Genomic DNA, 11,772 nt, shown 5'->3' on the forward strand with positions numbered 1-11,772 from the left:
CATTGAACCGCAATGTCGCCGCAAACAGGCACAGCAGCAGCGCGCCGACCCGCGCGGCATGGGCGCGGCCAGTCCCCGCCGCCCGCTCGGCCGTCATCACCAGCCCCACGGCGCAGAGCAGCGCGCCGGTCATCAGACTGTCCTTGATGATCGTCGCCATCAGCGCGATCACAATCGGCTGGAGCGCGCAACAGGCGCTCAGCATGGCCCATCCCCGCCGCCCGGCGGCAAGCCGCGCGCGGATCAGCAGTACAAATCCCGCACCGTATAGCGCGAGTTGCAGGACCAGCATCGGCGCAGGCCCATGCGCCAGCCCCAGACACTGCCGCCAGATCCATTCCATCGCGGGCGGATGCCAATCGTCGAACGCGCCGCTCAGCGCCTGATCATATTGTCGCAGCGAATCCCATGTGACGAGGCCGGGCCAATAGGCCAGCGACCCCACCAGCGCGGCGACAAGCGGCAGGAAAGGGACGATGGTGCGCCAGCGGGATGATGCGGTCATATCCGCCTCCTATCGCGCGGACAGCCGCCGCGAAAGGCGGATCAGCGCGGCAGATAATGCCCTTCCGGGTCGGCGGCGATCTCGGCAGCGAACTGCGCGCTGATCCAGTCGCGAAACGCCTTCACCTTGGGCGTATTGCGGGCATGGGGCGGGTAGACGACCCAGTAGCTCGCCTGTTCGCGCATGTCTGATGGCACGGCCTCCACCAGCAGTCCGGCCTCGATCTCCGCCTTCCACAGATATTTTTTGACGATGGCGACCCCTTGCCCCGCCATGGCCGCCCGCCCCTCCATCGCCTGACTGTCGAGCGCAAGGGCCGGGCGCGCAGATGGCCCGTGGCTTTCGACCCCCACGGCGGAAAACCAGTCCCGCCACCACAGATCGCCGGGCGACAGCAAGGGCATGGCCAGCAGCGCGCGCGCATCGGCGATCGGCCCGTTCGCCGCCAGCCAGCCGGGGCTGCACAACGGCACCAGCCGGTTGAAGGTCAGATGCTTCGCCTCCAGCCCCGGCCACGGACCCACGCCATCGCGCACCGCCACGTCGATACCGTCCCGCGCAAACTCCACCATCGCGTCGGTCGCACGGATGCGCACCGCCAGCCCCGGATGGAGCATCTGGAACGCGCCGATCCGGGCGGCCAGCCACAGATGGGCGAAACTGTTGGTGCAGCTTATCGTCAGAACGGTGGCATGATCCTGCGCCAGCGCGGCGAAGCCCTGCCGCATCTGATCCATCGCGCGGATCACGACCGGGGCGATCTCACGCCCCTTGTCGGTCAGCGCGACCTTGCGGCCCGCCCGCTGGAACAGGCTGAGGCCGAGCCGTTCCTCCAGCAGCTTCACCTGATAGCTGACCGCCGCCTGCGTCATGCCGAGTTCGCGCGCGGCGGCGGTGAAATTTTCCAGCCGCGCGGCGGCTTCGAACACGCGCACGGCGGAAAGCGGGGGCAGCGAGGACATGGAGATAGATAAGGAGGGCTTATTTACCATGTCCAGCCTTTTGTTGGCGAACCTTAGGGAAAAGCGGCAATGGAACGGCAGCGGAACGGCACCGTCCCGCTGCTTCACAGTATAAGGAATGACATTCATGTTTCGAACCATCATGCAGGCCTTTTGCGCCCTGCACCGTGCCGCCTGGTCGGCGCCATGGCGGGCGGAACCGCCGTGCAACGCATAAAAGACAGCCTCTTGCGAAAGGCGGGGCTTGCCAAATCTTGCCCGCGCGCCACTGTGCCACCGTGTCCGAATCCCGCCTTTCCGCTTCTCCCGACCTCCCGCCGCCGCCGCTCGCCCTGCTGAGCGGCGCGGCGCTGTTCCTCGATTTCGACGGCACGCTCGCGCCGATCGCCGAAACCCCCGACGCCGTGCTGGTGGATGCGGCCCTGATCGCGATGCTGGCGCGGCTGCGCGATACGCTCGACGGGCGGCTCGCGATCGTCAGCGGCCGGGCGGTAGCCACCCTGCGGTCGCTGGGTTTCGCCGATTTCCTGATCGCCGGCACGCACGGGCTGGAGGTCGCGCAGCCCGGCCATGCGGTCGAAGGCCCCGCGCGCCTGCCTGCGGTGAATGCCGCGACCCGGCTGTTCGAGGAGTTTAGCACCGACAAGCCCGGCCTGCTGGTCGAGCGCAAACCGCTGAGCGTCGGCCTGCATTTTCGCGGCGCGCCGCAATGGGGCGCGGCGGCGGGCGATCTGGCCCACGCCATCGCCGCCGAACAAGGGCTGGTCGTCCAGCCCGGCAAGATGCTGTTCGAACTGCGCCCCGGCGGCGCGGACAAGGGCAGCGCGGTTCGCGCACTGATGACGCGCGCGCCGATGCACGGCGGCGTCCCCCTCTTTATCGGCGACGATGTGACCGATGAGGAAGGCTTCGCCGCCGCCACGCAACTGGGCGGCAGCGGCATCCTCGTGGGGCCGCAAAGATCGACATTGGCGGCATGGTCGTTGGAACAGGTTGCCGCCGTCAGGCATTATCTCGCTCAGGGAGCGACCGGCCTGACCTGACGGTCGATGAATGTCGCCCCCGAAAAACAGCAGCATAAGGGGCGCGACGATCAACGATACAAGCGACAGTCTATCCGCCAAAGCCGCCACAACCGATCGGTCGCTCGATCTTTGGCCCATCGGCAATTGTCAGGCGTCCGCCCTGATCGACCGCGCGGGACGCATGATCTGGGCCTGCGTGCCCCGCGTCGATGGCGACCCGCTTTTTTCGGCGCTGCTCGATGACAAGGACTGGGATCAGGCGAAGGGCTATTGGGCCATCGACCTCGAAAATTGCGTCGAGATCACCCAGCGCTACATCCGCAACACCCCGATATTGGTGACGCGCCAGACCGATGCGCAGGGCAATGCCATAGAGGTCTATGATTTCTGCCCCCGCCACCGGCGCAAGGGCCGCATCTATCGCCCCGTCGCCTTCGCCCGCATCGCTCGCCCGGTCGCGGGCAGCCCGCGCGTCCGCGTCCGGCTGCGCCCGACCACCGCCTGGAATGCGGAGGAGGTGCCGATCACCTACGGGTCCAACCATATCCGTCTCGTCCTCACGCATATGGCGATGCGCCTGTCGACGGACGCGCCCATCGGCCTGATCGCGCAGGAAAGCTGGTTTCGGCTGGAACATGACCTGCATTTCTTCCTTGGCCCGGACGAAAGCTTTTCCGACGCGCTACGGCCGGAGATCGAGCGGATGCTCGACGACACCATCATGGAATGGCAGCTATGGGTGCGTGGCCTCGCCATTCCCGCCGAATGGCAGGAAGCGGTGATTCGCGCCGCCATCACGCTCAAGCTCTGCCAGCATGAGGAAACCGGCGCGATCGTCGCGGCGCTGACCACCAGCATCCCGGAACATGCGGATTCCGGCCGCAACTGGGATTATCGCTACTGCTGGGTGCGCGACGCCTATTATACGGTGGAAGCGCTCAACCGGCTGGGCGCGCTCGACGTGCTCGAAACCTATCTTCTCTATCTGCGCAACATCGTGGATGGCGCGCGCGGCGGCCATATCCAGCCGCTCTACGATGTGCGCGGCAATGCGACGCTCACGGAATGGGAGGCGGACAAGCTGCCCGGCTATCGCGGCATGGGTCCGGTGCGGGTGGGCAACGCCGCCTATTCCCAGGTTCAGCATGACGCCTATGGCCAGATCGTCCTGTCGGCGGTGCAGGGCTTTATCGACCAGCGGCTGCTGCGCATGGCGAGCGTCGCCGATTTCGACGCACTGGAGGCGGTCGGCGAGCGGGCGTGGCAGGTTTATGACTCGCCCGACGCGGGCCTGTGGGAATTGCGCACCCGCACCCATGTGCACAGCTACAGCGCGGTGATGTGCTGGGCGGCGGCGGACCGGCTCGCCCATGCCGCCTGCGCGCTCGGCCTGACCGAGCGGGAGGCGTATTGGAAAGATCGCGCGCAGACCATGAAGGCGCGCATCCTGGAATCCGCCTGGCGCCCCGACAGCAACGCCATCTCCGCCAATTTCGAGGATGACGCCCGCGACGCATCGCTGCTCCAGTTGCTCGACCTGCGCTTCCTCGACGCTGATGATCCGAAATTCCTTGGCACGCTTGCCGCGCTGGAGGCGGATCTGCGGCGTGGCAACGACATGCTGCGCTATAGCGCTCCCGACGATTTCGGCGAGCCGGTCACGGCGTTCAACGTCTGCACCTTCTGGCTGATCGAGGCGCTGCACCGGACAGGCCGGAGCGAGGAAGCCCGCGCCCTGTTCGAAGAAATGTTGTCGCGGCGCACCGCCGCCGGCCTTTTGTCGGAGGATATCGACCCGGCGACGGGCGAATTATGGGGCAACTACCCCCAGACCTACTCTTTGGTCGGCATCATCAACTGCGCCGTTCTGCTGAGCAAACCGTGGAGCGCCATGCGATGAGCCGACTGATCGTCATTTCCAACCGGGTCAGCAGGCCCAGCAAATCGGGCAATCAGGGCGGCCTCGCCGTCGCGCTGTCGCAGGCTTTGCGCGAAAGCCGGGGCATCTGGGTCGGCTGGTCGGGGGAAGTGACCGAAAATTTCACCGGCCATATCGGCTTTGCCGAGGATCAGGGCGTCAAGACCGCGACGATCGATCTCGAAGAACAGGATATCGACGAATATTATAACGGCTATGCCAACAAGACATTGTGGCCGCTGTTCCACTTCCGCATCGACCTCGCCGAATATGCCCGCGATTTCGAAGGCGGCTATAATCGCGTCAATCGCCGCTTCGCCGAAACCATCAGTCCGCTGATCGAGCCGGACGACATCATCTGGGTCCATGACTATCACATGATCCCGCTCGGCCAGATGCTGCGCGATCAGGGGCACCAGAACCGGATGGGGTTTTTCCTCCACATCCCCTGGCCGCCCACCCGCCTGCTCGTCTCGCTGCCCCATCACACCAAATTGGTGCAGGCGCTGTTCGCCTATGATGTCGTGGGTTTTCATACCGAGGAATGGCTCGAATCCTTCCGCCACTATGTCGAACGGGAAATGGGCGGGACGGTCGATGGCGATCATGTAACGCTGGGCGACCGCACGATTCAGGCTATCGCTTGTCCCATCGGCATCGACGCCCGCGAATTTGCCGACGCCGCCGTCAGCGACGACGCCAACGCGATGTTCGAAACCATCCGCCGCTCGCTTCAGGACCGGGCGATGATCGTCGGCGTCGACCGGCTGGATTACAGCAAGGGGCTGGAGGAACGCTTCACCGGCTATGCCCGCTTCCTCAAGGATCATCCGGATTATCACCGCAAGGTCGTGCTGACGCAAGTCGCGCCGCCGAGCCGTGAGGATGTGGACAGCTATCAGAAGATCCGCGCCACGCTGGATTCGCTCGCGGGGCGAATCAACGGCGAATATAGCGATGTCGACTGGACCCCGATCCGCTACGTTAACCAGGGCTATCCGCGCGACAAGCTGGCCGGTATCTATCGCAGCGCGAAGATCGGGCTGGTGACGCCTTTGCGCGACGGCATGAACCTCGTCGCCAAGGAATATGTCGCGGCGCAGGACCCGGAGGACCCCGGCGTCCTCATCCTCTCGCGCTTCGCCGGCGCGGCGATGCAGCTTAAGGACGCGCTGCTCATCAACCCCTATAGCCCGGAGGAAATGTCGGACGCGATCCTGCGTGCGCTCGCCATGCCGCTGGACGAGCGGAAGAAACGCTGGCGGGCGATGATGGACAGTGTCGAGGCGCAGGATATCAGCTGGTGGCGCAGCAGCTTCACCTCGCGCCTCGCTGCGGCCCGTCGCGACACGCTCCCGGTTGAACCGGAACCGGCGGCGGGTTAATCCGTACCAATGGATCATGACGACGACAAACCGAGCGGCCTGTGGCCCGCCATCCTTGCCCGGTCCGGAGTCATCATCGGCGTCGTGGGGCTGATAGCGTGGATCGCGATGGTCTGGGCTATGTTCGGCGACGTTCTCTGACGCTGCCGAGCGCCGCTGCTGCCGCATACGCCGCCAGATAGGCTAGCGGCGCATAGGTCAGCCAGATATAGCGCGGGATCGGCTGAAACGGCACATAGCCTAATAGAGGCCACAACAGGAACGCCGCGAGATACAGCGCCGGAAAGCGCCGACGGCGCAGCAACAGGGCCAGCCCGATCCAGCCCGCCACCAAGACGATATCCAGCAGGATCGCCCGGATCACCGGCAGCGCGCGACCATGCGCCGTCTGAAACAGCCATGGTGGCGGCAACAGCATCTGCCGCAAATGGCCCGCCCACAGCCGCGCGACATCCCCCGGATGCGCCACCATCCACGCCCGCGCCTGCGCACCCATCATCCGGGCATAGGCAATTTCACCCCCGGCCGCCTGCATCGCATCAAAGGCGGAAGGGCTGACGAACGGGTGCACCTGCGCCAGCCGCGTCGAACGCGGCGCGCGGATCGGCGGGCGACACCGCGCCCGCGTGATTGGCGACCGCCAGTTCCAGCCCCAGATTGTCGCGCAGCCAGATCGGCTGCCCCATCGCCGCGCTGTTGCGCGCCGTCCACGCCCCGAACAGCAGCGCCACGCCAGCGAGGAACAGCGCGATCCCGCTCGCCGTACGCACCGGCGCTCGCCCCCGCCACAGCAGCAGCGCCCCGGCCGACACCGCCGCCAGTCCGATCATCGGCTGAAGAAACAGCAGCAGCGCGGGCAGCAGGCACAACGCGATCCGCGCGCCCGTCCCGTCCCGCTCCCCCGCATCGGCGCGCAGCACGAGCAGCAAGAAAGCGCCCGCCGCGCTCATCGTCATGCCGCCTTCCCATGTGCGGAAATCAAATGCCTCGACCGTGGTGAAGATCGGCGCGACGCACAGGAACACAAAGCCCGCGACGCAGGCGTGCAGCGACACGCCCAGCCGCCGTGCGATCCCGGCGAACAGCGCATAGGTCGCAAATGTCAGCAGCAGCGACCAGCCCAGCAGCACCCCTTCGGCCGCGACGCTCTGCACCCCGAGCAGGCGATAGACCCCATCCGCGAGCAAGGGCGGCAACGGCAGCAGATGCGCGGTCGGCCCCTGCCCCACCGCAAAGGCGTCGGCAAAACCGCGCCCCTGCGCCAGTGCGACTGCGACATTGAACGCCTCCCCGGTCGACGATCCGTTGGACCGCAGCAGCGCCCATGCGACGCGCTCCGCCAGTCCGATGGCGAGAGCGATGCACAGGATCACACGCACAAACACAGGCCAGTGCCGGACCCGCGCTGGCAATATGGTCATGGATTGTCTCTCGCTGATGGCCGGCGGCGTGGTGAGGGGTGCGCCATCTACTAATGCGGCGGTTTTGAAAACCCCCTCGCCTGTCTCGCGCGTCGTGCCGCGAATGCGCCCCGCAATTGCGTGCGCCGGTCCTTTGTTCTATGGGCCAGTTCCAGCAGCCCCGGCACCCGCTGATCCTTTTTGATTCGCGATTGCCGGGGCGAATGTTTTTAAAGAGACAGGAACGCGCATGGCTCGTCGCCGCCAGATCTACGAAGGCAAGGCAAAGATCCTTTATGAAGGCCCGGAGCCGGGCACGATCATCCAGTATTTCAAGGATGACGCGACCGCCTTCAATGCGCAGAAAAAGGGCACGATTTCCGGCAAGGGCGTGCTGAACAACCGGATTTCCGAGCATATCTTCACGCTGCTCGGCCAGATCGGCGTGCCGACGCATTTCATCCGCCGCCTCAACATGCGCGAACAGCTCGTCCGTCAGGTCGAAATCGTGCCGATCGAGGTCGTGGTGCGTAACGTCGCCGCCGGATCGCTCAGCAAGAAGCTGGGCATCGAGGAAGGCACGCAACTGCCCCGCACCCTGATCGAATATTGCTACAAGGACGACGCACTGGGCGACCCGCTGATTTCCGAAGAGCATATCGCCTGCTTCGGCTGGGCGACGCAGGAAGAGATGCACGACATCGCCGACATGGCGATCCGCATCAACGATTTCATGTGCGGCCTGTTCGCCGGTATCGGCATCCGCCTGATCGACTTCAAGCTGGAGTTCGGCCGGCTTTATGACGGCGATTACAGCCGCATCATCCTGGCCGACGAGATCAGCCCCGATGGCTGCCGCCTGTGGGATGCCGTCACCAACGAAAAGCTCGACAAGGATCGCTTCCGCCGCGATCTGGGCGGCGAAGTCGAAGCTTATCAGGAAGTTGCGCGCCGCCTTGGCCTGCTGCCCGAGGGGCTGGACACCACCGTCCTCGATCTCGACACCCATCGCAAGAAGCGCAGCAAGGACTGACCGGCTCCGACGCGCCCCTCAGACCGGGAGCGCGTCGGCCAGCAGCTTGATGCCCAACGCCACCATCAGCAGATAGACCAGCGTATAGAAGCGCGCCGGATCGACCTTGCGTACCAGAAACACGCCTGCGACCGTGGAGGCGAGCGCGACCGGCATCAGCATCGCCGTCGCCAGCAGATTGGCGGGGCTGAGTTGCCCCAGCGCGGCATAGGCGGGCAATTTCATCCAGTTCATCGCGGCAAAGGCGATCGCGCTCGTGCCCACGAAAATGTCGCGCGGCAGGCGCTTGGGCAGCACCCACATCTGAAAGGGTGGCGCGCCCGCATGCGCGATCTGGCTGGTGAAGCCGCTGATTACGCCGAACAGCGTGCCGGTCCAGCCGGGCGCGCTCGACGGTAGCGCCACCACTCCGCCCCGCTCGATCCAGAGTCGATGCAGCCCGAACGCCAGCGAGATCGCGCCCACCGCCCCCAGCACCGCCCGTTCGGACACCTGCGCCGCGAACAGATAGCCAAGCGCGACGCCCGCCGCCATGCCGGGCAGCATCACCTTGAGCACCTGCCCGTCCCATGTCCGGCGAAAGGCCCACACGCCGACCGCGTCCTGCACGATCAGGATCGGCAACAGGATCGCCGCCCCGCGCACCGGATCGATCGCCAGCGCCATCACCGGCATCGCCAGCGACCCGACACCTGCAAAGCCTCCTTTGGCGAGGCCGGACAGGATGACGGCCGCAACCGCGCAAAGAATATAAAAATGGCTCTCGCTCATCCCGACCGCATCGGCCGGGGGTGACGCCCGGCGCAAGGGAAAAATGCGCGCGCGCCATGACGGGCGGCGGAATGCGGCGGCGTCTCACCCCGACAGTCATTGGGAACAGGCATGCACGGCAGCGAATTAACGATGGCGCGCGGCCAGGGGAGCGGCGCTTTCTTCCACCGGGCGCGTGAAAGCCGGACCTTCGCCATCCGTTTTGGCCTCGCCGCCCTCATCTTCACCCAGCTTAGCCTGTTCGTGCATCCGGTCGGCTTCATGGGCGGGCCGAGCGATGACCAGCGCTATCTCGACATCGCGCTCGACTGGTGGCGCAATGGCCCGAGCGCGGGATCGACCCACTGGGCGCTGCGTGTGCCCCTGATCGCGGCGATCGACTTCGCCTTCCATGCCGCCGGTCCCGGCCTGCCCGCCCTGCTCGCGGTGCCGCGCTTCTTCTACGCGCTGTTCGTCCTGACGAGCAGTATCGCGATGGCGCGCTGGACCGGGCGGCGCACCGCCTGCATCTGGCTCGCGCTCATCATCGTGTCGCCGGTGCTGCACAAGATGGCGACAAGCTGTTTCCCCGAAATCGTCGAGCTGGCGATGGGCACGATCTCCATCGTCGCCTATATCGCGGCCCGGCATGCGCAGCGCACCCCGGCGCGGCTTGGCCTGCTGACGCTGTCCGGCGTCGCGCTCGGCATCGGTGTAGTCACGCGCGAGACCATCGGCTTTCTCGCGCTCGGCTATGTCTGGGCGGCGATCTTCAACCCGGCGATGCCGCGCCGCGACTATCTGCTGCTCGGGGCAGCGCTCGCGCTGCCGGTCGTGGCCGATGTCGGCTGGCTGTGGTGGCTGACCGGCGATCCGCTCTACCGGCTCCATGTCGGCGAGAATCATCTCCACATCTTCAGCGCCCATCTGCGCGGCGGCGTCTATACCGGCGGCGGTCCCTTCCTGAACCCCGATCTTGCCAGCCGCTGGATTCCGTCCGGCCCAACCAGGCTTTACTGGCCGATCAACCCGATCGGCGATTTCCTGATCGACCCCGATTTCGGCTTCGTGGCTTTAGCCTGCGCGCTGATCGCGCTGCCTTTCCTGCGGCGCGGGCGCAGGCTCAAGCTGCCGCCCTACGCCGTGCCATTGCTCATCGCCGTGGCGCTCGGCTGCTATCTGACGGTCACATGGATTTTCACCCTGCGGCCGCAGCCGCGCTATTATCTCCCCGTCATCGCCGCCGCGCAGGTGGGGCTGGCGCTGGCGCTGGCGGCAATGATGGCGCGGCACGATCTGCGCCGCCGCGCCATCGCCCTTTTTGCGCTGGTGCTGATCGGCGGGGTCGTGCCGATCCTGGCGACGCGCCCGGCCGGAATGCTCGAAGACCGCGCCATCGCCTATATCGGCCGCCATCCCGGCACCTACGCGGCGCGGGAGGATAATTTCGCGAGCCGCCTTGTCTATCGCGCGCAAGTCGCCCGGCTTGCCGCGCCCATCCACGGCGATCCGCCCGTCGGCGGCTATCGCCTGAGCGGGATAAGCAGCAAGGATGTGCGACTGGCGGGCGGCCGTTTCCCAACGCAGGCCGGTTATCGTCAGGTCGCGCTGGTGCATCTGGACCGGACGATCATCGAACGCCTGTTCAAGCCCGATGGCTGGCGCGCGCTGCGCGTCGAACGACGGGACTTTTAGGGATAACTCTTGCCTGCGCGGCGCATGCCCCCTAGGGCGAGCGCGAGAGCCGACCCAGGGAGTTTGACGCCTCATGAAAGCCCGCATCTTCATCACCCTCAAGGGCGGCGTCCTCGACCCGCAGGGCCGCGCAATCCATCACGCGCTCGACGGCCTCGGCTTTGCCGGCGTCAATGACGTGCGGGCGGGCAAGCTCATTGAGCTGGATCTGGCCGACGGCACCAGCGACGAGGATATCGACGCCATGTGCCGCAAGCTGCTGGCCAACACCGTCATCGAAAATTACCGCGTCGAAAAGGTCGCTTGAAGGAGCCTATGCCATGAAGAGCGCGGTCATCGTCTTTCCGGGCAGCAATTGCGACCGTGATCTCGCGGTGGCGTTCGAAGCGGCGACCGGCCAAAAGCCCGCTATGGTGTGGCACCGCGACACCGAACTGCCTGCCGACATCGACCTGATCGGCGTGCCCGGCGGCTTTTCCTATGGCGATTATCTGCGCTCGGGCGCGATGGCCGCGCGCTCGCCGGTGATGCAGGCAGTGGCGCAGGCGGCGGAGCGCGGCGCGTTCGTGCTCGGCATCTGCAACGGTTTTCAGGTGCTGACCGAATCCGGCCTTCTCCCCGGTGCGCTGCTGCGCAACGCAAGTGGCCATTTCGTCTGCCGCGACGTGGCGCTGACCGTCGAGAACGCCCAAAGCGCCTTCACCAGCCGCTACGCCGCGGGCGAGCGCATCAGCTATCCCGTCGCCCATCATGACGGCAATTATTTCGCCGACGCCGCCACGCTCGACCGGCTGGAAGGCGAAGGCCGCGTGGCGTTCCGCTACGCCGACGCGATCAACGGCTCCGCCCGCAACATCGCCGGCATATTGAACGAAGGCGGCAATGTGCTCGGCCTCATGCCCCATCCCGAACGGGTGATCGAACCAGCCCACGGCAACACCGACGGCAAACGGCTGTTCGAAGGACTGGTCGAAGGACTGCTGGCGCGAGCTTGAGGAAGTGCGAGCCGGGCATGAGTGCAGCGCATCTGCCGATGGCCGGAAACGACCAGAAAGCGCCGTAATATTCAGAAACACCACGCCTGAAAGCGGCCATCAGT

General features: G+C 65.9%; 12 protein-coding genes and 1 pseudogene. 8 read left to right on the forward strand and 5 right to left on the reverse strand.

The genetic code is table 11. The features are described 5' to 3' along the window. Both ACODSN_RS16165 and ACODSN_RS16170 read right to left on the reverse strand, forming a co-directional pair. Nucleotides 1–505: pseudogene (locus tag ACODSN_RS16165) on the reverse strand (hypothetical protein); the annotation flags it as partial. Nucleotides 506–546: 41 nt separating this feature from the next. Beyond that, nucleotides 547–1,467, reverse strand: a complete 921-nt coding sequence (locus ACODSN_RS16170) for a LysR substrate-binding domain-containing protein (protein ID WP_489056526.1) — start codon at nucleotides 1,465–1,467, stop codon at nucleotides 547–549. Nucleotides 1,468–1,745: 278 nt separating this feature from the next. Here ACODSN_RS16170 and otsB point away from each other — a divergent pair, with 278 nt between their 5' ends. Genes otsB through ACODSN_RS16190 form a run of 4 tightly spaced genes read left to right on the forward strand, consistent with a single transcriptional unit; the run spans nucleotide 1,746 to nucleotide 5,936 of the window. After that, a complete protein-coding gene (gene otsB, locus ACODSN_RS16175) occupies nucleotides 1,746–2,510 on the forward strand; it encodes a trehalose-phosphatase (RefSeq protein WP_489056515.1) in 765 nt (254 codons plus the stop codon). A gap of 10 nt (nucleotides 2,511–2,520) precedes the next feature. Further along, complete coding sequence (locus ACODSN_RS16180) at nucleotides 2,521–4,392, forward strand: glycoside hydrolase family 15 protein (protein ID WP_489056516.1); 1,872 nt, start codon at nucleotides 2,521–2,523, stop codon at nucleotides 4,390–4,392. Next, complete coding sequence (otsA, locus tag ACODSN_RS16185; RefSeq protein WP_489056517.1) at nucleotides 4,389–5,795, forward strand: alpha,alpha-trehalose-phosphate synthase (UDP-forming); 1,407 nt, start codon at nucleotides 4,389–4,391, stop codon at nucleotides 5,793–5,795. Before ACODSN_RS16180 ends, otsA begins: the two co-directional genes overlap by 4 nt. Nucleotides 5,796–5,804: 9 nt before the next feature. Continuing rightward, a complete protein-coding gene (locus tag ACODSN_RS16190) occupies nucleotides 5,805–5,936 on the forward strand; it encodes a hypothetical protein (protein WP_489056518.1) in 132 nt (43 codons plus the stop codon). On the opposite strand, the gene ACODSN_RS16195 is transcribed toward ACODSN_RS16190, so the two are convergent. Continuing rightward, nucleotides 5,914–6,366, reverse strand: coding sequence for a hypothetical protein (locus ACODSN_RS16195; protein WP_489056519.1), 453 nt, complete (start codon nucleotides 6,364–6,366; stop codon nucleotides 5,914–5,916). The genes ACODSN_RS16190 and ACODSN_RS16195 overlap by 23 nt on opposite strands. Beyond that, complete coding sequence (locus ACODSN_RS16200) at nucleotides 6,335–7,216, reverse strand: hypothetical protein (protein WP_489056520.1); 882 nt, start codon at nucleotides 7,214–7,216, stop codon at nucleotides 6,335–6,337. Before ACODSN_RS16200 ends, ACODSN_RS16195 begins: the two co-directional genes overlap by 32 nt. Before the next feature lie 229 nt (nucleotides 7,217–7,445). On the opposite strand from ACODSN_RS16200, the gene purC reads away from it, so the two are divergent. Then, a complete protein-coding gene (purC, locus tag ACODSN_RS16205; RefSeq protein ID WP_489056521.1) occupies nucleotides 7,446–8,228 on the forward strand; it encodes a phosphoribosylaminoimidazolesuccinocarboxamide synthase in 783 nt (260 codons plus the stop codon). A gap of 18 nt (nucleotides 8,229–8,246) precedes the next feature. Here purC and ACODSN_RS16210 read toward each other — a convergent pair whose 3' ends face one another. Beyond that, on the reverse strand, nucleotides 8,247–8,999 hold the full coding sequence (locus ACODSN_RS16210) for a sulfite exporter TauE/SafE family protein (protein WP_489056522.1): 753 nt from the start codon (nucleotides 8,997–8,999) through the stop codon (nucleotides 8,247–8,249). A 111-nt stretch (nucleotides 9,000–9,110) separates the two neighbouring features. Here ACODSN_RS16210 and ACODSN_RS16215 point away from each other — a divergent pair, with 111 nt between their 5' ends. The 3 genes from ACODSN_RS16215 (at nucleotide 9,111) to purQ (ending at nucleotide 11,668) form a co-directional block, all read left to right on the forward strand. Next, entirely contained in the window at nucleotides 9,111–10,673 is a 1,563-nt protein-coding gene (locus ACODSN_RS16215) for a hypothetical protein (protein WP_489056523.1), read from the forward strand. A gap of 73 nt (nucleotides 10,674–10,746) precedes the next feature. Further along, complete coding sequence (gene purS, locus ACODSN_RS16220) at nucleotides 10,747–10,980, forward strand: phosphoribosylformylglycinamidine synthase subunit PurS (RefSeq protein WP_489056524.1); 234 nt, start codon at nucleotides 10,747–10,749, stop codon at nucleotides 10,978–10,980. A gap of 13 nt (nucleotides 10,981–10,993) precedes the next feature. Next, nucleotides 10,994–11,668 carry a phosphoribosylformylglycinamidine synthase subunit PurQ gene (gene purQ, locus ACODSN_RS16225; protein WP_489056525.1) on the forward strand — a complete coding sequence of 225 codons (675 nt, stop codon included), beginning with the start codon at nucleotides 10,994–10,996 and terminating at the stop codon, nucleotides 11,666–11,668. The last annotated feature ends 104 nt before the right edge of the window (nucleotides 11,669–11,772 follow it).

This window comes from Sphingobium sp. FG11, assembly GCF_057809915.1.